This is a genomic window from Methanosarcina baltica, assembly GCF_055394095.1.
In genome coordinates, this window is sequence record NZ_AP042463.1 from 495975 (window position 1) to 520737 (window position 24763).

General features: G+C 45.4%; 17 protein-coding genes. 10 read left to right on the forward strand and 7 right to left on the reverse strand.

Annotated features, from left to right (window positions below; all coding sequences use genetic code 11):
• Positions 1 to 231: 231 nt before the first annotated feature.
• From ACZ5QV_RS02250 to ACZ5QV_RS02275, 6 genes are all read right to left on the reverse strand, one after another.
• Positions 232 to 915, reverse strand: coding sequence for a hypothetical protein (locus ACZ5QV_RS02250; protein ID WP_464601037.1), 684 nt, complete (start codon positions 913 to 915; stop codon positions 232 to 234).
• 74 nt (positions 916 to 989) lie between these two features.
• Positions 990 to 2876 carry a cohesin domain-containing protein gene (locus tag ACZ5QV_RS02255; protein WP_464601038.1) on the reverse strand — a complete coding sequence of 629 codons (1887 nt, stop codon included), beginning with the start codon at positions 2874 to 2876 and terminating at the stop codon, positions 990 to 992.
• Positions 2877 to 2960: 84 nt separating this feature from the next.
• Positions 2961 to 7217: a dockerin type I domain-containing protein gene (locus ACZ5QV_RS02260; protein ID WP_464601039.1), complete on the reverse strand. Its 4257-nt coding sequence runs from the start codon at positions 7215 to 7217 to the stop codon at positions 2961 to 2963.
• 1276 nt (positions 7218 to 8493) lie between these two features.
• Positions 8494 to 9186, reverse strand: coding sequence for a hypothetical protein (locus ACZ5QV_RS02265; protein ID WP_464601040.1), 693 nt, complete (start codon positions 9184 to 9186; stop codon positions 8494 to 8496).
• Between the two features lie 98 nt (positions 9187 to 9284).
• Complete coding sequence (locus tag ACZ5QV_RS02270; RefSeq protein ID WP_464601041.1) at positions 9285 to 10949, reverse strand: hypothetical protein; 1665 nt, start codon at positions 10947 to 10949, stop codon at positions 9285 to 9287.
• 58 nt (positions 10950 to 11007) lie between these two features.
• Positions 11008 to 13461 (reverse strand): hypothetical protein, encoded by a 2454-nt coding sequence (locus ACZ5QV_RS02275; RefSeq protein ID WP_464601042.1) that lies wholly within the window; start codon positions 13459 to 13461, stop codon positions 11008 to 11010.
• Positions 13462 to 14387: 926 nt separating this feature from the next.
• On the opposite strand from ACZ5QV_RS02275, the gene ACZ5QV_RS02280 reads away from it, so the two are divergent.
• From ACZ5QV_RS02280 to ACZ5QV_RS02315, 8 genes are all read left to right on the forward strand, one after another.
• Positions 14388 to 14615 carry a winged helix-turn-helix domain-containing protein gene (locus ACZ5QV_RS02280; protein ID WP_464602006.1) on the forward strand — a complete coding sequence of 76 codons (228 nt, stop codon included), beginning with the start codon at positions 14388 to 14390 and terminating at the stop codon, positions 14613 to 14615.
• Positions 14616 to 15081: 466 nt separating this feature from the next.
• Entirely contained in the window at positions 15082 to 17370 is a 2289-nt protein-coding gene (locus tag ACZ5QV_RS02285) for a CDC48 family AAA ATPase (protein WP_464601043.1), read from the forward strand.
• Entirely contained in the window at positions 17363 to 17572 is a 210-nt protein-coding gene (locus tag ACZ5QV_RS02290; protein WP_464601044.1) for a hypothetical protein, read from the forward strand. Before ACZ5QV_RS02285 ends, ACZ5QV_RS02290 begins: the two co-directional genes overlap by 8 nt.
• A 79-nt stretch (positions 17573 to 17651) precedes the next feature.
• A complete protein-coding gene (locus tag ACZ5QV_RS02295; protein WP_464601045.1) occupies positions 17652 to 18236 on the forward strand; it encodes a CBS domain-containing protein in 585 nt (194 codons plus the stop codon).
• Between the two features lie 151 nt (positions 18237 to 18387).
• Positions 18388 to 19539, forward strand: a complete 1152-nt coding sequence (locus ACZ5QV_RS02300; protein WP_464601046.1) for a pyridoxal-phosphate-dependent aminotransferase family protein — start codon at positions 18388 to 18390, stop codon at positions 19537 to 19539.
• A 105-nt stretch (positions 19540 to 19644) separates the two neighbouring features.
• Positions 19645 to 20109: a riboflavin synthase gene (gene ribC, locus ACZ5QV_RS02305; RefSeq protein WP_464601047.1), complete on the forward strand. Its 465-nt coding sequence runs from the start codon at positions 19645 to 19647 to the stop codon at positions 20107 to 20109.
• Between the two features lie 31 nt (positions 20110 to 20140).
• A complete protein-coding gene (gene ribH / locus ACZ5QV_RS02310; protein ID WP_464601048.1) occupies positions 20141 to 20545 on the forward strand; it encodes a 6,7-dimethyl-8-ribityllumazine synthase in 405 nt (134 codons plus the stop codon).
• Between the two features lie 55 nt (positions 20546 to 20600).
• Positions 20601 to 21743 carry a pyridoxal phosphate-dependent aminotransferase gene (locus ACZ5QV_RS02315; RefSeq protein WP_464601049.1) on the forward strand — a complete coding sequence of 381 codons (1143 nt, stop codon included), beginning with the start codon at positions 20601 to 20603 and terminating at the stop codon, positions 21741 to 21743.
• A gap of 197 nt (positions 21744 to 21940) precedes the next feature.
• Here the strand turns inward: ACZ5QV_RS02315 and ACZ5QV_RS02320 are convergent, their stop codons facing one another.
• Complete coding sequence (locus ACZ5QV_RS02320; RefSeq protein WP_464601050.1) at positions 21941 to 22360, reverse strand: FAD synthase family protein; 420 nt, start codon at positions 22358 to 22360, stop codon at positions 21941 to 21943.
• A gap of 351 nt (positions 22361 to 22711) precedes the next feature.
• Between ACZ5QV_RS02320 and ACZ5QV_RS02325 the strand changes: the two genes are divergently transcribed.
• On the forward strand, positions 22712 to 24214 hold the full coding sequence (locus ACZ5QV_RS02325) for an L-aspartate semialdehyde sulfurtransferase (RefSeq protein WP_464601051.1): 1503 nt from the start codon (positions 22712 to 22714) through the stop codon (positions 24212 to 24214).
• A gap of 2 nt (positions 24215 to 24216) precedes the next feature.
• Positions 24217 to 24603 carry a 4Fe-4S binding protein gene (locus ACZ5QV_RS02330; RefSeq protein WP_464601052.1) on the forward strand — a complete coding sequence of 129 codons (387 nt, stop codon included), beginning with the start codon at positions 24217 to 24219 and terminating at the stop codon, positions 24601 to 24603.
• Positions 24604 to 24763: the final 160 nt, after the last annotated feature.

Sequence of the window (24763 nt, forward strand, 5' to 3'; positions counted from 1 at the left end):
AAGCCGCTTGATAACGGAAAAACATGCATCTTTGAAAGTAAAGTCAAAGGGTATTTAAACTGTTTTAAAAAAAGAGAGGTTTATTTTTGAAGGGGTTTCCTCAACAGTGGCAACACCAGAAATAACAGGGTAAAAGCCCGGAGGATCTATTTTAAAAGAAAGGGAGAGATCTCCCCAAGCTCATTTTCTATTTACCCCTTCTTTCATATCCTAATAGTTCATTTGACCCTGTTAACTATTCTTTGATCTGGATGCCAATATAATACCAGAAACCAAAAGCAGTCCAACAACACCTGGGATGATCAAACCCTTATTTGAGGATTCTTCGGATTCAGGAATTGGTTCCGCATAAGCACCGGAGGAACTGTCAGTTTCTTCATTACCAAGGCTTTTGAAGTCAATATTACCGACACCATCCATATCATTTATTTTTTCACCACTGCTCCCGGTCTCTGCTTCGGTCTCATCGGGCAAGAAGAAACCCCCACCTCCCCCACTGGAAACTCTGGCCTTAGCGTTATTCTCAGATATCTCTGCATCAATTATCAGAGTAAGGAATCCATCGGAGTCTGTCTTATTTGTATCAATCGGATCCATTATTAATTTATTGCCATTCAAATAAAAGTTTAGCTTACTGTAATCATCAGTTGCACAGTCAATAGAAAGTTTGTTTCCAAAATCATCCCCGAATTTACCTTCAACCTTGACAACTGTGGAACTTAGTACTTCATCGTTAAGTTTTACGTCAATCGAGGTCCCAGGCAGAGCTTCTTTCCCGTTTACGGAGATATCCCCCGAAATGAGAAGGGGAAACTCTGGTGGTGTTTGCCCTGCAGCGGTGACAGTCCCCAATGTTGCAAATAAAATCACAAATATTTGAAATAGTATTAAGAATCTAATATGATTCTTTTTCATAAAACCCCCCCAATATCAAAAAAATATCAAGATGAGTTATTATAACTCACCTTACTATGATTTTCTCATTTTACTCAGGAAGCTGGCGGTGCGTATACGCCGGTCTCATTCATGTACAGCCAGTATCCTTCGTATGGACTCATTTTAAAGATATCAGTTCCTATGTGTTTAAAGATATCAGTTCCTATGTGTTTCTCGGATATTGTTCCTGTTTTTTTGTTATATCCGCACTGAGTGTAGTTCATTTCAACCGGATCCCAGGGACCCATTATGTACAGATACTTGGAGTCGATACGTTCCAGGACCAGTTCTGCATACAGGGAATCTGTCGAGTCAGAGTGCCCTATGGCGTTCCAGCCTGCGTACAGATTGAGTGTTGCCGGACTGGACGGCAGTTTCTTATCAAGCTTTTCAGCCGAGATTAAACAATCTTCAGTGGCATGGATCCAATAGCCTTTCAGTGGCACCCACGTCAGGACCATCGAGTTCTCCCACGTATGTTTTAATGCGTCATAACCCATAACACAGTCAGCTGGCAAATCCCCGATAATGCTAGCGAAGCTGGGGTCTGCCAGTTCGTATGGAACAGAAACGAAGTTCCAGCCCGCAGACAGTAAGAGACCATCGGGTTTTTCGGTACAACTGAAGTAACCGTTCTGCCAGGTAGCATCCAATTCATTGCTCTGGTCGTCCACTATCTTCGATTGAGCCGGAACGAAGTCAAGGTTTGTAGAGCATGCACTGTCGGAAACGCATTCCATGGTGAATGTTGCAATAACGTATTCACCGCTCATTTCTGCCGGCGCCCCGAATCCAATCCTTACTCTACCGTCTTCAGGTTCGCTCCATGCATTAAGAGATGAGAAAATTGCCGTGTTCACAGTCAAATCTTTAAGATTGGCACAGGCCGGATCGTAAGTGAATTCGATCTGGCCCCCCTGGAAATCACAGGCATTTACCTTTATATTCACCTGTGCTTCCTGTCCGCAGGTTATACTGCTTGATGCCGGATCCATATAGACTTTGGCCGTATTTTCTGAATCCTGGTCATCGGCAATGAAGGCAAATGTCCCACCCGTCCATTCCACTGAAAAAGCATTGCTCTGGTCGTCCACTATCTTCGATTGAGCCGGAACGAAGTCAAGGTTTGTAGAGCATGCACTGTCGGAAACGCATTCCATGGTGAATGTTGCAATAACGTATTCCCCGCTCATTTCTGCCGGTGCCCCGAATCCAATCCTTACTCTACCGTCTTCAGGTTCGCTCCATGCATTAAGAGATGAGAAAACTGCAGTGTTCACAGTCAAATCTTTAAGATTGACGCAGGCCGGATCGTAAGTGAATTCGATCTGACCCCCCTGGAAATCACAGGCATTTACCTTTATATTCACCTGTGCTTCCTGTCCGCAAGTTATACTACTTGATGCCGGATCCATATAGACTTTGGCCGTATTTTCTGAATCCTGGTCATCGGCAATGAAGGCAAATGTCCCACCCGTCCATTCCACTGAAAAGGCATTGCTCTGGTCGTCCACTATCTTCGATTGAGCCGGAACGAAGTCAAGGTTTGTAGAGCATGCACTGTCGGAAACGCATTCCATGGTGAATGTTGCAATAACGTATTCCCCGCTCATTTCTGCCGGCGCCCCGAATCCAATCCTTACTCTACCGTCTTCAGGTTCGCTCCATGCATTAAGAGATGAGAAAACTGCAGTGTTCACAGTCAAATCTTTAAGATTGACGCAGGCCGGATCGTAAGTGAATTCGATCTGGCCCCCCTGGAAATCACAGGCATTTACCTTTATATTCACCTGTGCTTCCTGTCCGCAAGTTATACTACTTGATGCCGGATCCATATAGACTTCTGCTGCAGATGCCGCTGTTATAGAGATCATGAGCAGTGCCATTGAAATCAGCACCAGGTGAGGCAATCGTTTTCTTAATTTCAATAATTCATTCATTGTTTCACCCTGTTTCTCTGAAATTTATATGATGAGGGGCCTGTAAGCCTCTCATCATTTCTCGATTCAACAACTACATCCATTTCAGTCGCAGATGAGCGGATACTGGGTTTCACCATAGAGCCAGTAGTTCATGATCCTCATGGCATCGCCCATGTCTACCGTACCGTCATCGTTCACATCTCCGTCAGCAAGAAGTGGATACTGAGTCTCACCATAGAGCCAGTAGTTCATGATCCTCACGGCATCTCCCATGTCTACCGTACCGTCATCGTTCACATCTCCGCAAACGTCTCCTTCATTCGGTGATGCCCCCACTACACCGTTCACATAAAGATCGTCGGTGATGCCCGGGTCATGCCAGAACTTGACACGTTCTCCCTGCCAGGCATCGATCGGGCCGGTAGGATCTCCGTCCCAGATGTGGATGCAGGACTCAGGAGCAAACCATGACAGAGTCATCAGGTAAAGTTCTCCCTTGGGCACCACGAACTCAGTGTACTGGTCCGGATATGTGTAGAACCATTCAAGCAGCCAGCGTTCGGTTTCCTCGTTGTCTTCGAGTGTCTCGTTATAGATCTCCTTGAGTTCCCCGAAGTACCTCTCTTCTACTGACTCTTCCACATATGTGATTTCCAGTGGTGGTCTGCACATATTAGGTCCTATCTTGTCCTGCCAATTCTCAGGTATTGTCTGAGTATTCTGCACGTCCACGAGGATCTCATGGTTCATGCAGAAAGGCGGCATTTCAGGCAGGATTTCTCCTTCGTCCCACACTTCAAGATGTTTACCGTAGAGTTTAATAGGGGTCTTTGGCAGTTTTTGCCTGAACGTGATGTACTTGAAGCAGTCTTCTTTTGTCTTTATGGCCACTACGTTGTAGAACACCTCGTCCACGATGAAGGCTTTCTGGTTCCAGGCCGGGTTCACGCCGATGTTTGCCCCAACTTGCCCGAACATCCTTCCTACCCTGATAGTAGCACTTTCATCGGAGAGAGCCACCAGTTCTACGAAGAATGGTCCCTGCGGGGTATTACCACTGTTCTGGACACCTCTGGAAAAGAATTCTCTGTTGTTCAGTGGAATAACCACTGTTTTCGTGCATGCCGGGATACCTCCCTCATTGTCGTAAACGTCGAATGTTGCGCTGGGGTTCTGGCCAAGGTTATTGACTTCTTTCAGAGTCACTTTGTTGTCGAAGAACTGAAGCTGCTCATCGACATTCAGAGCTTTATTCTCAAGCACGAATACAATGCTCTCGTCAGCGCTAACTTCGATTTCGTCAGTGTCCATGGACGATTTAATTCCGTCTCCATCGATGTCGAAACCGAGAGTAGCTTCACTTTCAACTGTGACAGTATCCTTGGATCCATCAGCGTCTGCGTCGAAACTGTTGAGACCTCTGTACGAAACAGCGTCATCGTGGGCCATGGGTATGAATATCCTGCTGCCTGCGCTCACCATTATTGGCTGGGTGTCGCTGTCCGTCATCATGTAGGTAAATTCCTGATTAACAGCAGGTCCGTAAATATCCGCATCCCTTTCGCCGTCAACTTCAGGGTTGTTGTATTCAATGATTCTGTAGCCCAACGAGATCCAATCGTGGAGTTCATCTTCATCATTGACATCCACTATAACGGTATCCGGACCGATAACATCCATATCTGTCTTTTCAAGGACGACGTTCCATATTCCGTCCTCGGTATAATCCTTGAACCATTCCTTCTCGTACCACATCCTCTTGAATACTTTTTCCTTTGGAGTCTGGATTGTTGGTCCACCGCCACAAGGATAGAGGAGGAGTTCGTCCCAGCCCTGGTTGTGGTCCATAATAGCCGGGTTGAAGGTCATGAAATCCTTTCTTGGGGCCTGTTCAGCCTGTGGATAGAAGGGAGCTTCAGGATCCGTATATGGCGGATTTTCCGGTTTGAAACCCGGGTTGGCAGGATCGTCCATTGTCTGGTTTCCAGGTCCTTCACCGTAAGTTCCGTAAATCCTTATGGATGACGTATCGTCCAGTTCATTGACATACAAACCGGTGGAGTCTACTCCATCGTACCAGAACTTTACGCGTTCTTCCTGCCAGGCATCGATCGGACCTGTTGAGTCCCCATCCCAAATGTGAATGCAAGATTCGGGTGCAACCCAGGAAAGGGTTACCAGGTAAAGTTGCCCTTCAGGCAGCACGAATTCCGTGTACTGGTCTGGATAAGTATAGAACCATTCGAGTATCCAGCGTTCAGATTCTTCCTCTACATCTTCTCTGATCTGGTCGAAGATGGCTTCAAGACTTGCTGCGTCGGGTGCGGAATAGTACTCTCCTCCGGTAGCTGTGGCCATATCAATCAGGTTGCTTTCTGCCCCACTGCCAGAAGCTATTGTAAGACCTATCGAGTAAATTCTGTAACCTTTTGCTGCGGCTTCAGCTGCGGGACCTCCTGCTCCGGCAAAAGTATAGCTACCACTACCATCGGTCAGGAAGATAATGACCTTTGCCGAGTCTGCTTTGTTGCTAGCATCCAGCACATCAATGCATCCCTGTAACCCCAAATTCAGATTTGTAGAGAAACCAGAATTTCCTACATTGACCACCTGTGTCTTGGCCAGGGTAAAGTTATCGGTCAATGCCTGGGTGAAATCAATAGTGCCATCCCAGCTTACCACACCTACTTCGTCCTTGGAAGAATCCAGCATATCTATGGTATCCGTTGATGCCTGCAGACGAAGATTCGAAGGATCGGTACTAACCATGCTTCCCGAGCTATCCAGCCCAAAGACCAGGCTAATTGGAATATCTATACTTGTCTCAGATTCGTCGTAAATCTCCTTGAGTTCTCCGAAGTACCTCTCCTCTACTGACTCTTCCACATATTTGATTTCAAGAGGTGGTCTGCACACTTTCGGTCCGATCTTGTCCTGCCAGCTCTGAGGTATTGTCTGGGTATTCTGCACGTCCAAAAGAACCTCATGGTCCATGCAGAAAGGCGGCATTTCAGGCAGGATTTCTCCTTCATTCCACACCTTAAGATGCTTACCGTAGAGTTTAATCGGGGTCTTTGGCAATTTCTGCCTGAACGTGATGTACTTGAAGCAGTCTTCTTTTGCCTTTATGGCCACTACGTTGTAGAACACCTCATCCACGATGAAGGCTTTCTGGTTCCAGGCCGGATTCACGCCGATGTTTGCTCCTACTTCACCAAACATCCTTCCTACCCTGACCGTGGCACTTCCATCGGAGAGAGCCACCAGTTCTATGAAGAATGGTCCCTGTGGGTTATTACCGCTGTTCTGGACACCCCTGGAGAAGAATTCCCTTCCACCCAGTGGAATAACCACTGTTTCCGTGCATGCCGGGACACCTCCCTCATTGTCGTAAACGTTGAATGTTGCACTTGGGTTCGGGCCAAGGTTATTGACTCCTTCCATAGTCACTTTGTTGTCGAAGAACTGAAGCTGCTCACCGAGATTCAGAGCTTTATTCTCAAGCACGAACACAATGCTCTCGTCAGCACTAACTTCGATTCCGTCATTGTCCATGGATGATTCAATTCCATTTCCATCTATGTCGAAACCGAGAGTAGCTTCACTTTCAACTGTGACAGTATCCTTGGATCCATCAGCGTCTGCGTCGAAACTGTTGAGACCTCTGTACGAAACAGCGTCATCGTGGGCCATGGGTATGAATATCCTGCTGCCTGCGCTCACCATTATTGGCTGGGTGTCGCTGTCCGTCATCATGTAGGTAAATTCCTGATTGACCGCGGGTCCGTAAATATCCGCATCCCTTTCGCCGTCAACTTCAGGGTTGTTGTATTCAATGATTCTGTAGCCCAGCGAGACCCAGGAGTGGAGTTCTTCTTCATCATTGACATCCACTATAACGGTATCCGGACCGATAAAAGTCGTATCTGTCTTTTCAAGGACAACATTCCATATTCCGTCCTCGGTATAATCCTTGAACCATTCCTTCTCGTACCACATCCTCTTGAATACTTTTTCCTTTGGAGTCTGGATTGTTGGTCCACCTCCACAGGGGTAGAAGAGAAGTTCGTCCCAGCCCTGGTTATGATCCATGATAGCCGGGTTGAAGGTCACGAAGTCCTTTCTAGGGGCCTGTTCAGCCTGTGGATAGAAAGGAGCTTCAGGATCTGTATATGGAGGATTTTCCGGTTTGAAACCCGGGTTGGCAGGATCATCCATTATCTGGTTTCCGGGTCCTTCACCATAAGTTCCATAGATCCTTAGTGTACAATTAGATTCCTCACTGCAGCCAACATCGCTGGATGCAGCTATTCCTATAAGAGACAGGCATAAAATAGCCACAATGAGTAGCGTATTCATTCCCCTTCGCATTTCTGTATCACCCTCAATTTGACACATAAGTAAAGCTTATGTCAATGAAACAGTCCCGTGAGGAATCATTATTTTTTCAGAAGAAGCTTCAGAAATTATAGCTAATCTCGGCATAATGCACCTATTTTATTTCCTGTACTGGAAATCCTAAACATGCCGGCACAGGTAACCTATAATTTCATTTTAAAATTTATACAACAATGTTCAAACCCTATTAAGACATCAGACAAATTAAGATGCCTTTCCGAATTTTCGGAAGTTTGACTCTCATTAGATTTCATTTTGCATTGTTGCAGTGCTTGAAGCCCCTAACTCCCAAAATAATCCCCCTGGCAACTGACAATAATTAGATAAAATGGAAAGAATATATATCATTAAGAAAGTTTTATAAGAATATTAAATATATATACAAATGAAAATATAAAGCTTTGAAAAAAATACCCTATTTTTATAAAAAATTGGAGGACATCATTTTCTATTTTAGAAATATGTAATAATAAAAGTATAGGCAACCATAACTGATAGTGAAACATATTTTAAAACACAAAGATAAATAAATTATTTATATTCAAATTATCAATGAATCATTTTAAAGAGCAAGGAAATACCACATGTAATTTGTGAAATATATATATTTGTGCAGATAATAAAGGATGGGAAGTAAAAAAGAACTATTATTAGAGAGTTTATTGTTTTTTAGAGATCAGGATCTATTATTAAAATGGTCATCGGTCGTCCAGTGTTAGATGACTGATGTTTTGAAACACTAAATGTTAGAAGGTCATGCAGTTCCAAGTAACACCAACCTTCACAAGCTTCATTTGGACAAGCAACATCAGTAAACTTTGATTATGGACCTCATTTTCCCCTTATATAACGAGACAGTATCATTAATATAAATATCAATTGAATACAAATTGCTCACCACCGTTTTTATCATTAATTTATCTATTGTGGTGTTTCCTTTTCCCATTCATAAACATATTATTTCAATATAATTAAAATATTGTTGTTTTGTACGATGAGAGGGGATAATCTGAAAACCAGAAAATAATAAAAAGTCTCCCCATTAATCCCATAAGATGCAAGGCTACAAAAAAGCGATTTAGCCCCTGTTTGAGGCAACAAAACTGTTTTAACATCTAAGGATGAAAACTCTTTTTCGCTTGAGTTGATGAGGAAAATCTTAGTTTCGTTTTTGAAAGAGATAGGGAGGATGCTCTCAAATGTATTACAATTTTTTTTGGTTATGCTCCTGCCTGTCTCATTCTTTCTGGTTCTTCTTAGACTTATACACCAAAATTCCAGCGACAAGTAACAGCCCTATGCCACATACAGCTATCAGCATAGTGTTAAAGCCTTCTTCAACAGGAATTGATTTTCCTTGGACGCTGGAGGTGGCGGGCCCTTCAATTACAGGGGGTGCTTCAGCACCTATGTCACTTATGGTAGTTTCTTCCTGATTGATGTTTCCGTTTTTGGGTTTTTCAGTTGCTTCTTCGAAAATACCGCCCATACCTCCGGAAACTTTGGGTTTTTCGTTTTCCTTGGATACTTCAGCTTTAATTTCCAGAGTCAGAAATCCGTCTTCAAGTTTATTGGAATCAATAAAGGGATTCACTTTTACTTTTACACCATTTATGTAAAAATCGACATTACTATAATCTTCCAGTTCAGAGGAAATTGGAAGTTTGTTGCCGAAACCGTCTCCGTACACTCCTTCAGTCGTCACTACAGTGGAACCTACATCTACCCCGTTGACTTTAACGGAAATCAAAGTCCCTACAGGTGCTTTTTCCCCATTTACATACAATTCCCCATCAACATTAATGGGAAACTTCGGTAGCGCCCCCTGAGAATCATCGGCTGCAGCAGGGACCATTACTGCCATGAATAATAACATCAAGGTCTGAATTATTATTGTAAACTTGATCAATAATTTTTTGCTTTTTATCATCAGGTCACCATCCATAAAAAATGTATATGATGAGTTCTGGGAACTCACCACATTCCTTAATTATTCATTTCATTTGTCTCCTTTACCGGGAACCGATTTCATGCAAGTGTGCAGCCTTCATCTGTCACATACATCCAGTACCCTTTGTATGGATATACGGGGAAGAGATCCACAGTCATAAGAGTATCAGTTTTCATGTCTCCGTTGTTGTATCCATAGTACTGGTATTTCCAGCCTCCATCATCATATACCCACGGACCCACAACCTTTGAGTAGCAATCAACGTTTATAAAGGCCCAGTTTGCATATTGAGTGCTTGCTTCAGGAGAACCGACAGCATTCCAGCCCGGATACAACTTGAGTGCCGGGAGAACGTTATTTGTCTGCTTCCTGACGAGTTTTTCTGCAGGGATACAGCAGTCTTCCCCGGCATAAATCCAGTACCCTTTCAACGGTTCCCATGTAAGGTCCATTGAGTGCACCCATTTATAACAAATTGCAGATGCGTCATAGTACTGGACACACGTAACAGCAGGTAATTCTGCGAGAATATCTGCAAAGCGCGGGTTCTCCAGTGTATATGGGATGGATACAAAGTTCCAGCCAGCTTTGAGACAGAGATCTTCATCCGGAATGATCACGATCACATCTGCTACAATGACCTCGGTGTCCCCACCTACAGTTACCGGGGTCTCACCTCTGCAATTGAGAACACCGGCAAAACAGTAAGTGTCTGGAGTGTCTGATGCAGTTACATTGTAGCTGAAACTTGTTCCTGAGAGGTAGAATGTAACAGTATTGTTTGAAACATCCTCCTTTACTGGAAGAGAAAGCCCGGTGGCATTCACATAGCTGAAACCTGCAGGCAGTGTTTCTACAACCTGTCCCAGGATACCATAATCACTTGCTGTTATGGTGACCATAAACTCCTCACCTGGTGCTAATGTCCCTGCGGGAAGAGTCCTGGAAGCGGAAGCACATTCAGGGTCTCCACCATTTTCACCAGCAACTGTTACCTCGGTGTCCCCACCTACAGTTACCGGGGTCTCACCTCTGCAATTGAGAGCACCGGCAAAACAGTAAGTATCTGGAGTGTCTGATGCTGTTACATTGTAGCTGAAACTTGTCTCTCCGAAGAGGTAGAATGTAACAGTATTGCCCGAGACATCGGCTGGAAGAGAAAGCCCGGAGGCTCTCATATAGCTGAAACCTGCGGGCAGTGTTTCCACAACCTGTCCCAGGGAACCATAATCACTTGCTGTTATGATGACCGTAAACTCCTCGCCTGGTGCTAGTGGCCAAGCGGTTGGAAGAGTCCTGGAAGCGGAAGCACATTCAGGGTCTCCACCATTTTCACCAGCAACTGTAACCTCTGTGGCCCCACCTATGATTATCGCAGCCTGATCTTTACGATTGAGGTCTCCAGTGAAGCAATAAGTGTCTGCAATGTTTGATGCTTTCACATTATAGCTGAAACTTTGATCTGTTAAGTAGAATGTAACAGTATTGCCTGAAACATCTACTGGAAGAGAAAGCCCGGTGCTACTCACATAGCTGAAACCTGCGGGCAGTGTTTCCACAACCTGTCCCAAGGTACCATAATTACTCGCTGTTATGGTAACTGTGAATTCCTCACCTGGTGCTAATGTCCCTGCGGGAAGAGTCCTGGTAGCTGATACGTCAGTAGCTGATACTGGCAACGCCATAACTGTGACAGTAATGAGTACCAGGAATGTTAATAAAATTTTTTTGCTTATTGTCATATTGAGTTCACCCCCAAATAAACAAAGTAGAGGAAGTGAGTTACTTCCTCAACTCAATTTAACTGAAGTATTTTCCTAGTACATTCAGTATCTGGTCATCAGTCATTCCACTGCCAAGAGCGAAATAGTCTCCAAGTGCAGCCAGTACTTCAGCGTCGTTGATTTCACCATCTTTCGGGTTGTCGTACTGTTCCCAGAACTCCGGTTCATCATCGTCGCCGTTGTCACCGTTTGGTATTTCCTCCGGCGGGATGTAAAGCCTGAAGTCACCGATGGTGACAGCCCCTATAAGTCCTGGAACTGGAGTATCTGTATCGTCATATATATCCTGGAAAGCCTGTTTCAGGTAGAGTTTGTCCACACATGTCCAGTCATCAGAGCAGTCGGTATCGATGTAACCGATAAGATCACCGATTATAGTTCCTTCTGCTATCGGAGTCAATACTCTGCCTTCAATCAGATCCAGATTTCCTGCCCTGACGGTGGTGTATGCATCATAACCTGCCGTAGAAGTGAGTCTCACATCAAAGAGAGAAACCTGTCCGAGACCGGTAGTGGAACTAATATCTATGTAGAGTGGATCCCCAAGTTCATAGATAGCATCTCCATCAATATCGAAGTACGCTATTTCATAGCCCAGCCCAGCATCAGAGAAGCCTACGGTGAGTGGGATTAACGGCTTGTTCAGGTCAAGGTCGTTAGCCACCTTGGTGTTTGCCGGATACTTGCAGTCTGGATCATCCAATGCCACATTGTGCCACGGAGTAAGCCTGACATCACCAGCTTCTACAAAGTTGTTCCCATCGTCAACATCTATGTACAGGGTATCCCTATCATCGAAAACCCCGTCACCATCATAATCGTAGAATTTCAGGTCTGCAAAGTCTACACTATTGTTCTTCAACAGGTAGACTGCATCAATATCGCACTGCTCCACCTTTGTTCCACAGGAAGGCCAGAACTCATTTGCGATGGCTTCAGGTGGGATGTAAAGTCTGAAATCGCCAATTGTCACAATTCTCTCGCTTACCCATGCAACACCCGTATCAATCGGCTGCTCAAGATAAAGCTTGTCAGAGCAGGTCCAGGTACCACTGCAATCATCGTCGATATACCCAATCAACTCTGCAGGAGTAAGCGCGCCACCCACAGGGAGGAAAGGCCAGGCATCGTGAAGGTCAAGATCTCCAGGCTGTACCGTAGTATACGCAGCATAGCCATAATCCTCTCTTGGTGTTAACCTGATATCATAGATAGATACTATCCAGTTCTGATCCATATCCACATATAGATAATCTGCAGCATCATAGTTGGCGTTAGCAACCACATCGTTTGTTTCAAAGTACTTGATCAGACATTCCTGGCCGGGATCCAAAAGTGGAAGGCCCTGATCCAGATCGTTGATAACTTTGGTGTTTGGTGCGTATTTGTAGTCGTCATCTCCCACAGGCACATTGTGATGGGCTGTAATCCTGACATCACCATTATCAACCCTATCATTAACTTCAGGAATGTCGACCATATCAACATAAGCGGAATCAATGTCGTCGAATACACCGTTTCCGTTAAAATCGTAATACATTATTCTAGCGCCACGTCCGTTAACAAAAGGCACACTCAGAGTATAGACAGCATCGATATCTCCCTCTTCAACCTTTGTTCCACAGGAAGGCCATGATTCACTTATAATGGCTTCAGGTGGGATGTAGATCCTCAGATCTCCAATGGTTGCGAAGAAGTTAGCATTCGGGTCAGCGTCTATAACATTCGAAGCGGTTTTTGACTGCTGCAGATAGAGTTTATCCGGGCAAGTCCAGGTGCCGCTGCAGTCGTCATCAATGTAACCAAGAAGGTCTGCAAAGGTTCCCTGTTCATCAATCCCGACCAGTGGCATCAAAGTGAGTGTTTCGCCTTTATCGGCGTCATAAGTTCCCACTGTCGTGTATGCGTCGTATCCCCAACCGTTGACAGTAAGGCGAATGTCATGTACTTCTACAAAGGAATCTGAAGCACCTGTGCTGTCTACATCCACATATACAGGGTCTTCAATGTCATAACCATCGCTTTCAAGATCAATGAAATAAAGTACCTTCTGACTCATAGGACCCACAAGAGGAAGCCCCTGGTCATCGTCATTTGCAACCTTGGTGTTTGCAGGATACTTAAACTGCGAGTCATCGGCTGGAACATTATGCCAGGGCGTGATCCTCACGTCAATGTTCGGGTCGATTACACCGTCACCGTCCATATCAATGTATCCGGAGTCGTAATCATCAAAAGTCCCTACATTGCCACCTGCGATGTTATAATCGAAGAAAGCAAATTGTGGACCTGCGCCGGGGAAAGCAGATGACAGCGCATATACTGCATCAACGTCCCCCTCATTCACTTTTGTCCCACATGACTCCCAGCAGGAATTTGCTGCAGCTATTCCTGTAAAGCATAAAATAGCTGCAATCAAAAATACAGTTATTTTCCTTCGCATTTCTGTATCACCCTCAATTTGAAACATAAGTAAAGCTTATGTCAATGAAACAGTCCCGTGAGGAATCATTATTTTTTCAGAAGAAGCTTCAGAAATTATAGCTAATCTCGGCATAATGCACCTATTTTATTTCCTGTACTGGAAATTCTAAACATACCGGCACAGGCACCTATAATTTCATTTTAAAATTTATGCAACAATGTTCAAACCCTGTTAAGACATCAGACAAATTAAGATGCCTTTCCGGATTTCCGAAAGTTTGATTTTCATTAGATTTCATTTTACATTGTTGCAGTGCTTGAAGCCCCTAACTCCCTAAATAATTCCCCTAGCAACTGACAATATTTAGATAAAATGCAGATAATATATACCATTAAGAAAGTTAGATAAGAACTATACATATATATACAAATGAAAATATAATTATTTGAAAAAAATACCGTATTTTTATTAAAAATTAAATGGATTCTGTATATATTTTAAAAATATGTCATTATAAAAAGGCAAGAAACAATAACGTGTAATGAAACGTATTTTAAAAAACAAACATAAATAAATTATTTATATTCAAATTATCAATGAGTCATTTCAAAGTGCCAAGAATATCACAGGGTATTCTCAAGATTGATATATTTGTGCGGATAATAAATAATAGGAAGTAACAAGGAACTATTAGTATAGAGTTTATTGTTTTTTAGAGATCAGGTTCCTGTCATTAGAATAAAAAGACCGAAAACCCCACATAAATAAATATTAACGGTGAGATTCGATATATTTCCCACATTATAAACTGGCTATTTAATATCATACTGATATCATTATATAACAAGTCAAACGATAAAGAGTTAGAATCTTAGTTACATACAAAGAGATACATTTAAAGAAATACACTAATTATTTGCAATACCGGGGATTTTGCAAACATAATTTTTGATGTCGATGGGGGTATTAACATAAGAAGACGGAGTCGGACTGATATTGCAGTTGATATACTGAGAGTGGCTACTAACGGAGCGAAAAAAACACATATAGTATACGAAGTAAACCTGAATTTTAACATCGCTCAGAAGTATCTGGAAATGTTGAAGGAAAAAGAACTCATCAAACATGAAAACGGGCTTTTTATCACAACCGAAAAAGGAAAAGACTTTCAGGAAAAGGCAAAAGAGATCAAATTGTAAACAAACCTTACCCTACCTTTTTTTCTTAGCCTTTAGAGAAAACGAACCACGAGTCCTTAGTTAAAAGGTGGATGACCTCCATCTTTTTGCAAATATCCTTTCCTTTTTTTAGTGGGGTCCTGAACATGATTCCTGCAGATTTTCCCCCTTATTTCCTGCTGAAAACCTTCTGCGGATATTTATCAAAAAAGAAGCAGGAGGTGTCGTAATAATATTTCTGAATAATTATACTCTTCTGTATATATAACGTCGATTCAAAAACATACTATTATGGCTCTTCAAGCTCTTTTTTTAAACTGCCCGTTTAAAAAATCACAGGAAGTATCGTACACAAACAGGACGGTGCGCTACAAGGCCCATAACCTTGCATACTTTGCAAAGCTGCTCAAAGAAAACCCGATTCCAACCAACCTCAGACAGCTTGAAAAAACTTAAAACCATTCAAAATTAAACCGGGGGATAATGTTTGACCAATGGGGAAGAAATAACAATCAAACTCAAGGTTGCGGAAGCGGACCAGAGAGATGTCGGCAAAGGAATCGTCAGGATAGACGAAGCCTTCAGGGAAAAACTGGGTTTAAATCCCTTTGATGTGGTGGAAATCAAAGGGAACAAAACAACCTCAGCCCTCATAGGGCGCTCATACCCGAGTGATGCTGGGCTTGACATCATCCGCATGGACGGGCTTATCCGCTCGAATGCAAAAACCAGCATAGGGGAATTCGTAGAAATCCGAAAAGCCAGATGGAAGGAAGCAAAGCACGTAACTCTTGCCCCTGTTACCCGGGGGATGAAAATATACGCTCCCAGTGAGACCCTCAAAGCCGTATTCATGAACCGCACGGTCTCTAAAGGAGACTTCATATCCACCACAAGCGTCCGGAAATCCAGCGAAACTTTCGGAAAAGGGCTCATGTTCGAAGACTTTTTCCAGGACTTTTTCGGTCCCTCATTTGGCCCCTCCTTCGGGCTGGGGGAAGTAAAGATGCAGGTCGTCTCGACCTCCCCCACAGGGATCATAAAGATCACAGATATGACCGAACTCGAACTCCTCCCCGAAGCCGTGGAAATCCCTTCGGAACAGAACATTCCGACTGTTATGTACGAAGACCTCGGCGGAATAAGGGAAGCCATCTCAAAGGTCAGGGAAATGATCGAATTACCCCTGAAACACCCCGAACTCTTTGACCGGCTTGGAATCGACGCCCCCAAAGGGGTGCTGCTCCACGGCCCCCCCGGGACCGGGAAGACAATGCTTGCAAAAGCCGTTGCAAACGAGTCCGACGCCTACTTCATCTCCATCAACGGGCCTGAGATCATGTCCAAGTACTACGGAGAATCCGAAAAGCGGATCCGGGAAATCTTCGACGAAGCCGAAAAAAACGCCCCTGCAATAATCTTCCTGGACGAAATCGATTCCATCGCCCCGAAAAGGGCCGAGGTCACGGGAGAAGTCGAGCGGAGGGTAGTTGCCCAGCTCCTCTCCCTCATGGACGGCCTGAAGGAGAGAAAAAATGTGATTGTAATAGGAGCCACAAACCGTCCCGAGGCCCTGGACATGGCCCTCAGGAGACCCGGCCGTTTCGACCGGGAAATCGAACTCAGGGTCCCGGACACCGAAGGCAGACTCGAAATATTTCAGATTCATACCAGGGGTATGCCTCTGGCAGGAGACGTAAACCCCAAAGGTCTTGCCCAGATAACCTACGGCTTCGTGGGTGCGGACATCGCCGCCCTCTGCAGGGAAGCCGCCATGAGTGCCCTTCGGGGAATTTTACCCAGGATCAACCTCAAAGAAAAGGAAATTCCCAGAGAAATCCTGAATTCCCTCCAGGTAACCAGACAGGACTTTGAAAACGCCATGAAAGACGTCCAGCCCTCCGCGATCCGGGAGATTATGATAGAAATCCCTGACGTAAGCTGGAATGATGTAGGGGGCCTTGAAGAGGTAAAACGCCTCCTCAAGGAAGCCGTGGAATGGCCCCTCAAACACCCCGAATCCTATCGAAACATCGGGGTTGAAGCCCCAAAAGGCGTGCTCCTCTACGGCCCTCCGGGCACGGGAAAAACCCTGATTGCAAAAGCCATAGCCCACGAATCCGATGCCAACTTCATCACAGCCAAAGGCAGCGACCTTCTCTCCAAGTGGTATGGAGAATCCGAAAAGCGCATCGCTGAAGTCTTTATGAGAGCCCGACAGGTGGCCCCATCCATCGTCTTCCTGGATGAACTCGACGCCCTTGCGCCCATCCGGGGAATCTCCGCAGGCGAACCCCAGGTCACAGCCAGGATCCTGAATCAGCTCCTCTCCGAGATGGACGGGCTTGAGGAACTGCAAAGTGTTGTTGTGCTCGGAGCCACAAACCGCCCGGATATTATTGACCCGGCCCTCATCCGCCCCGGCCGCTTTGACGAGCTCATCCTCGTCCCGATCCCGGACAAAGCCGCAAGAAAAGAGATCATCAAGGTCCATACAAAGAAAATGGCCCTTGCAGAAGATGTGAACCCTGAGGAACTTGTAAACCTCACCGACCGGTATACGGGAGCTGATATCTCTGCGATCTGTAAAAAAGCCGGAAGATATGCCCTCAGGGAAGATATTAACGCAAAGGAAGTCAGACAGGAGCACTTCCTCAAAGCAATCCAGGAAACCGGCCCTTCAGTTACCCCGGACACTATGAAATACTACGAAGCAGTCAAAGGAGAACTGAGGACAAAGAAATCCAAAGAAATCGAAAGCCCGTCTTATGCGTGAACTACCCCCTACCATTTTCGGCAAAGCCGGAACTTCTAAGAAGGGAACCCCTTCTGCTGTTGGATATAAAAACGGTTTTATTCCTGTTTTTAAAAACATAAAAGGTATTATTTCAGCATTTAGAATATTAAAAGCACATATTGCCAATATTTTCAAAAATAAAGCTTTAAAACAGGTTATTTTTCAAAAGGAGCGAGTATAAACAAAAGCCTGGCAAAATAAACCCTGCAAATAATGTTAACCAACTACATTAAATACGATAATTACTATCGGTAATATGTATGCAGCTTCCAACACCTGAAAATCTTAAAAAAAGGAGAAATGGGCTGAAGCTCACCCAGAGTGACCTGGCAAAAAGAGCAGGCGTAAGCCAGCCTCTAATAGCCCGCATCGAATCCGGAGACGTCGACCCCAGGCATTCCACTGTCAGGAAAATCCTTGACGCATTTGAAGAAGTCGAAAAAGAGCAGCAGACTATCATAAGGGACCTGATGCAATCCCATGTAATTCATATTTCTCCGGATAATTCAGTGGAAGATGTTGTAAATCTCATGCACGAACACGGTTATTCCCAGATCCCTGTCATTGATCACGGAATTCCTGTCGGAAGCGTCTCAGAAGACCTTATATTAAAACTAATGGCCGAAACAAAGAAAAGATCCGTCTCCCACATGAAGGTCCAGGAAATAATGGGAGATGCCTTCCCAACCGTGTCCCCATCCATTTCAATCTCGGTGGTCTCCCATATACTGGAGGCAAATACTGCCGTACTGGTTGTAGAGCTTGGGAAAGTAGTAGGTGTGGTTACAAAACACGACGTGATGACACTTCTACAAAAAAAGCCAGAAAAACCCTCAAAAGCTTAAGACCGGATCTCAGGATAATCAGATATCAGAATAATCAGAAGACATTCAGACCACATGATTATAATACTAGAATTCGAATTAGAACAGCACTAATTTAGAAAAAAATATAGACTAAATATTAAGCTTACAAAAAATATGGAGCATAAAAAATATGTATCTGGAAGATACCCTGCTCATGATGCCAGGACCCGTACCCGTTGCCCCCAGGGTCCTGAGAGCCATGTCGAAACCAATGATCAACCACCGCAGCACGGAGTTTGCTGCAATTTATGACGACTGCCGGGAAGTCCTGGCAGACGTATTCCAGACAAAAAACGACATCTGCATAATCAGCGGCTCAGGCACTGCAGGCATGGAAGCTGCCGTCGGGTCTGTGGTCGGAAGTGAAGACAGGGTTGTTTCAATCGAAAATGGGAAATTCGGGGAACGTTTCAAAGACCTCGCAGGCCTGTACGGACAGGTGGACCCTCTTGAAATCGAATGGGGCAAGTTCGTTGACCTGGAAAAGCTTGAGGAAAAGCTTGAAGCAGGTGCAAAAGCCGTAACCCTTGTCCACAATGAAACCTCCGCAGGTATCATGAACCCTGCCCCTGAAATAGGAAAACTTGCGAAAAAGTACGATGCCCTCTTTATCATGGACGGGGTCACCTCTCTCGGAGGAGATGAGGTTAAGGTGGACGAATGGGGGGTCGATATTGCGATTGTTGGCTCCCAGAAGTGCCTTGCAGCACCCCCGGGGCTCGCAATGGTCTCAATAAGCGAAAAGGCCATAAAGGCAATGGAAGATGTGAAAAAAAGGCCTTATTACATGGACCTTAAGGCCTATAAAAAAAGTGGGGACAAAGCCAGAACCGAAACTCCCTACACCCCTGCAATCCCGCTCTTCTACGCCCTTCAGGAGTCCCTGCACATCGTAAAGGAAGAGGGTATGGAAGCCCGGATCAGAAGGCACAGGACGCTTTCCGAAGCCGTACGGGCATCCATGGCCGAAATGAACATCGAGATGTTCCCGCAGCTTAACGAGTACAGCCAGTACTCAAGCACCGTCTCCGCAATGAAGGCCCCCGAAGGCCTTGACGGCGAAGAAATCAAAACGGAAATGAAAAAGCGCGGTATCATCATTGCCGGCGGCCAGGCCCACCTGAAAGGTAAAATCTTCAGGATAGGCAGTATGGGCAACGCCACTGCAAGAGACATCCTCTCAACCCTCCAGACCCTGGAACTCGTGCTCCATGAAAAAGGATTACTCGAAAACTTCGGGGCAGGAGTAGAAGCTGCTGCAAAAGTGACAGACAGGCTCTAAAAATCAAAAGATAAAAAGATATAAAGAAAGAGGTGAACCTTAGCCATAAGGTTCACATCTAAACCCCCAACACCCTCAAAACCGAAAACCCTTACAGGGATAAATATGCCAACTATTGGAATCGCAGACACAACCTTCTCCCGCTATGATATGGGACGTGCAGCAATTGAAGAGCTTCAGAAAAACGTAACTGTAAAAATAAAAAGGGTAACCGTACCCGGGATCAAAGACCTGCCCGTTGCGGCCAAGAAACTCATTGAGGAAGAAGGCTGCGACATAGTAATGGCACTCGGTATGCCCGGGGGAAAAGATAAAGATAAAGTTTGCGCCCACGAAGCGTCCCAGGGCCTTATCCTGGCTCAGCTTATGACCAACACACATATTATAGAGGTCTTTGTCCATGAAGATGAGGGAAAGGACGAAAAAGAACTGGCCTTCCTTATGGACAGACGAACGCGGGAACATGCCCAAAACGTAATCAAACTCCTCTTCAAACCTGAAAAACTATCCAGGGAAGCAGGGACCGGCCAGAGGCAGGGCTTTGAGGACGCAGGGCCATTAAGGACTTAAAAATATAGAAAAAACAAGGACTGAAGAGACCATGACAATCAGCCTAGGATTTGTGGTAGCTGAATTTAACAGGGATCTGACCTATCAGATGGAACTGCTTGGAAGAGAACACGCCGAATTTCTGGGGGCAAATGTAAAGGAAACAATCCTCGTCCCCGGAGTCTTTGAAATGCCCCTTGCAATAAAGAAACTCTGCGAAAGGGACGATATCGATGCCGTGGTAACCATAGGCAGCGTGATCGAAGGGGAAACAAAGCACGATGAAGTGGTCATACAACAAGCAGCCCGGAAGATCATGGATCTTTCCCTCGAATATAACAAACCCGTGGCTCTCGGGATACCCGGTCCCGGTATGACGCGGATGGAAGCCCTCAAGCGTGTGGACTATGCGAAAAGAGCTGTGGAAGCCGCAGTAAAGATGGTGCAACGGCTCTAAGGAACCGTAAAGCCCAAAAAATACTGGCAAATGGATAAAACAAGGATAATCCCCTATGACATCCACAAGGCTTAAGCGTGTAGAAGAATCCGCAACAATCCGGATTTCCAACATCGCAAACAATATGATAAAAGAGGGAACTGACGTTATTAACTTCAGCCTTGGAGAACCGGATTTTGACACCCCGAAGAACATCTGTGATGCTGCGACAAAAGCTATGTACGAGGGTCAAACCCACTACTCTCCTTCCGCAGGCATCCCGGAACTCAGGGCAGCCATTGCCGAAAAACTGAGGACGGAAAATAAACTGGACGTCAGGGAGACAGAGGTACTGGTCACTCCGGGAGCAAAGCAGGCAATCTTTGAGATCATGATGGGCGTGTTAAACGATGGGGACCAGGCAATCCTCTTTGACCCGGCCTGGGTAACCTATGACGCCTGCATCCGCTTCGCGGGAGCGGAGCCGGTCTGGGCCCCGACAAACCCTGAAAAAGGTTTTATTCCGGAAACCTTTTCCGAATACATCACAGACAAAACAAAGCTTATTGTCATAAACACTCCGGGAAACCCCACAGGTGGAGTTTTGAGCAAAAAGGCTCTGAAGTGTATTGCCGACCTTGCAATTGACCACGACCTGCTTGTAATCTCCGATGAGATTTATGAAAAAATCATCTATGACAAAGAGCACATAAGCCTGGGCAGTCTTGAAGGCATGCAGGACCGGACAATCACCGTAAACGGTTTTTCCAAGGCCTATGCCATGACCGGCTGGAGACTCGGCTACCTGACAGCCCCTCCGGAAATCTTCAAGCTCCTTTTAAAGATCCAGTCCCACTCGGTAAGCAGTGCCACCACCTTTGTCCAGTACGGTGGACTTGAAGCCCTGACCGGTCCCCAGGATAAAGTAAAAGCAATGGTGGAACGTTTCAAGATGAGACGTGATATCCTTATTGACGGTCTGGATAATATAGGGATCAAATGCAAGAGACCCGACGGTGCCTTCTACGCCTTCGCCGATGTAAGCGAATACGGCACAGGCTCCAAAGTTGCTGAAATGCTCCTCAGAGAAGCCCACGTAGCTGTAACCCCGGGCATTGCCTTCGGGCCATCTGGCAAGAACTTCATAAGAATATCCTACGCTACATCCGTAGACAGGATTAACGAAGCCCTCGTAAGGATGGAAAACGTATTCAAATAATCAAAAACAATTTTATAAGTACAGCAGAAAACCCATTAAATCTTTAGATTTAGCGGGTAGTTCACGGAACTGTCCCGAAGCAAAGGGGCAGACCTCCACATCCAGCCGAGGGAGTAGCCCCCAAAATCATCCAGTAAAAAGCTCTTTTGCGGGTATGGGGCAAATGTATGGGGCAAAAAAAGGTAAAGGAAAAAAGTTTACCCGTCTCGTTTAAGGACTTCTTTTATAATCGCTCCGCTACTGCAAAGAGGGCATTCTTTCGAGAGAGGTATCCGGACAACCTTTGAAGGGAGCCCGCGTTTTTTCAGTTCGCTTTCCAGTTTTTCGATCTCGAAGTACTGGTCATAGCCAAGAGCGATGATATCCGGCCTGATTTCTATTAAAGGCTCGAAAATGTCGTTTTCACTTCCCAGGAGGGCAAAATTCACCACTCTGAGGGCACTTACCATCTCAAGCCGCTGTTCTTCGGGTACAATGGGTTTTGGCTTGTGGGTTATATTTGAATCCCGGGCAACGATAACATAGAGTTCATCTCCAAGGGACCGGGCCCTGTCCAGGAAATAGACGTGCCCCGGATGCAGGAGGTCAAAGGTTCCGGTCGCAAGTATACGTGTCAAAAAAAATCACCTTTTTTAAATGGATCGGTAAAGACCTTTAAGCATAAGAAACTTACTGAATAACAGGAACCTTGAGTGAACTACCCCACGCTAAAGAAGCTGTCCGACAATTCAATTTCAGGCAAAAACAGGTAAAAAATAAGGCATATAAAGCCTTTAAATCGAAAAAGAAGGAATTTTAATATTACTGATAGTAATTGTCGGATAGCCTGTAAAGCCCTGGGGCTTTCTGCTGCGTCCCTGTAACAAAAAAATTCAGGATTGTAACGTGGCTTTAGATTACCATAAGTAATATATATTACGGACAATTATTACAAAACAGGAAAAAAATATATAAAAGAGGAAACCTGCATGGTTGAAAAATCGGTTCAAGAGATTAATAAAAAAATAGAAGACGGGAGCGTCAACGTCGTCACAGCCGAGGAAATGGTCGGAATTGTGGAAGAACTTGGCGCAAAGGGAGCTGCCAGGGAAGTTGATGTTGTTACCACAGGCACTTTCGGTGCCATGTGCTCTTCAGGGCTCATGTTTAACCTCGGCCACTCCGAACCCCCCATTAAAATCCAGAAGGTCTGGCTCAATGACGTGGAAGCTTACAGCGGGCTTGCGGCCGTGGACGCCTACCTCGGAGCCGCTCAAATCTCGGAAACCAGAGGAATAGAGTACGGAGGAGCCCACGTAATAGAAGATCTGATCCGCGGAAAGGAAATTAACGTCCATGCAACCTCTTGCGGGACCGACTGCTATCCCAGAAAAGTACTTGATACAACTCTCACTCTCGATGATTTAAACGAAGCTATCCTCCTGAACCCCAGGAACGCTTACCAGAATTACGCAGCTGCAACCAACAGTTCAAAGAGAATCCTGCACACTTACATGGGAGAACTCCTCCCCAAATTCGGAAACGTCACCTACTCCGGCGCAGGGGTGCTCTCCCCGCTGTCCAATGACCCTGACTACGAAACCATTGGCCTGGGCACGAGGATCTTCATGGGAGGAGCCCAGGGCTACGTCATAGGAAACGGGACCCAGAACTCCCCAACAAACGGTTTCGGGACCCTTATGCTCAAAGGAAACCTCAAAGAAATGAGTTCCGACTACGTGCGAGCAGCCTCCTTTACGGGCTATGGCTCCACACTTTACATGGGCATAGGCATCCCAATTCCAATCCTTAACGAAAAAATTGCAAAGGCAAGCGCTGTAACTGACAGGGATATCGTAACCGAGATCCTGGACTACGGGGCAGGAAGCCGGGACAAACCTGTTATCAGGGAAGTCAACTACAGTGAACTTCGCTCAGGCATGGTGGACATCAATGGAAAGGAAACCCCAACCTCCTCCATGTCAAGTTTCAAGAACGCAAGGAAGATTGCAAACGAACTGAAAGAATGGGTAAAACACGGAAAATTCTTCATCAGCACTCCCGTAGAAAGGCTCTCAAGAACCGGCGTGGTTAAGCCCATGAAGCAGACCCTGGCAATCCCCCTCGTAAAGGATGTAATGTCCGACTTTTTCGTGACTATCGAAGGAAAACATACGGTCCGGGAAGCGGCAAAGAAGATCTGGGAAAACTCCTTTAACCACCTTGCAGTTGTCTCGGACACGGGAGAACTCCAGGGAATCGTGACCGCCTGGGATATCTCAAAAGCCGTTGCGGGAAACATATTTGATTCGGTTGAGAGCATTATGACAAAGAAAGTGCTTACCTGCACTCCAAACGAGCCCGTGGACCTTGCCGCCCGGAGACTGGACACCAATAAGGTTTCGGCTATGCCCGTAATCGACTCCAATAGGCATGTCGTGGGAATCATCACGAGTGACAACATAAGCAAGCTCCTTGCAAGGAGGTACTGAAAATGAAGATAAAAATCATCATTCCGACCGAGCGGACCCAGAACCCCATCATAGCCGAATCCATGATCAGGACAGGCATCCCCCTGAATATCATGGTCGCAAACATCGACTCGACCTATGGGGAACTGATCGCCGACATGGAAGATGCCCATTTCAACAAAATTAAAGAAGCCCTCGAAGAAAGAGGGGCTTTCGTCTCCATCCTTGACCAGCCCATCCACCGGGACGAGGAAGAATGCGTGGAATGCGGGGCCTGCATCTCGGTCTGCCCCATGAAGGTCTACACCTTTGATGAGGACTGGAACCTCTGCGTGGATGAAAAAAAATGCATCCGCTGCGGGATGTGCATCAAGATGTGCCCGCACCAGGCCCTTAAACTGGGAGACTGAAGAAGTTATCCTTTGAATTTTAAATCAGGCTTGAAGTACCTACCGGCCGCACCTGCGGCCGGCCTTTTTTTAAAAAAACGTATATATCAGTGTCTATCCGTGGTTCTTTACGTTGACTTGCAGGTCAATTTCAAAAAATAGCAAAAAACAGAAAAAAAGA

Bases quoted from the DNA above. Each gene is read 5' to 3' on its own strand.
- ACZ5QV_RS02260 (WP_464601039.1), bottom strand. From the start codon at position 7,217: ATGAATACGCTACTCATTGTGGCTATTTTATGCCTGTCTCTTATAGGA.
- ACZ5QV_RS02325 (WP_464601051.1), top strand. From the start codon at position 22,712: ATGGTTGAAAAATCGGTTCAAGAGATTAATAAAAAAATAGAAGACGGG.
- ACZ5QV_RS02290 (WP_464601044.1), top strand. From the start codon at position 17,363: ATGCGTGAACTACCCCCTACCATTTTCGGCAAAGCCGGAACTTCTAAG.
- ACZ5QV_RS02255 (WP_464601038.1), bottom strand. From the start codon at position 2,876: ATGAATGAATTATTGAAATTAAGAAAACGATTGCCTCACCTGGTGCTG.
- ACZ5QV_RS02295 (WP_464601045.1), top strand. From the start codon at position 17,652: ATGCAGCTTCCAACACCTGAAAATCTTAAAAAAAGGAGAAATGGGCTG.
- ribH (WP_464601048.1), top strand. From the start codon at position 20,141: ATGACAATCAGCCTAGGATTTGTGGTAGCTGAATTTAACAGGGATCTG.
- ACZ5QV_RS02275 (WP_464601042.1), bottom strand. From the start codon at position 13,461: ATGTTTCAAATTGAGGGTGATACAGAAATGCGAAGGAAAATAACTGTA.
- ACZ5QV_RS02315 (WP_464601049.1), top strand. From the start codon at position 20,601: ATGACATCCACAAGGCTTAAGCGTGTAGAAGAATCCGCAACAATCCGG.
- ACZ5QV_RS02270 (WP_464601041.1), bottom strand. From the start codon at position 10,949: ATGACAATAAGCAAAAAAATTTTATTAACATTCCTGGTACTCATTACT.
- ribC (WP_464601047.1), top strand. From the start codon at position 19,645: ATGCCAACTATTGGAATCGCAGACACAACCTTCTCCCGCTATGATATG.
- ACZ5QV_RS02265 (WP_464601040.1), bottom strand. From the start codon at position 9,186: ATGATAAAAAGCAAAAAATTATTGATCAAGTTTACAATAATAATTCAG.
- ACZ5QV_RS02300 (WP_464601046.1), top strand. From the start codon at position 18,388: ATGTATCTGGAAGATACCCTGCTCATGATGCCAGGACCCGTACCCGTT.
- ACZ5QV_RS02330 (WP_464601052.1), top strand. From the start codon at position 24,217: ATGAAGATAAAAATCATCATTCCGACCGAGCGGACCCAGAACCCCATC.
- ACZ5QV_RS02250 (WP_464601037.1), bottom strand. From the start codon at position 915: ATGAAAAAGAATCATATTAGATTCTTAATACTATTTCAAATATTTGTG.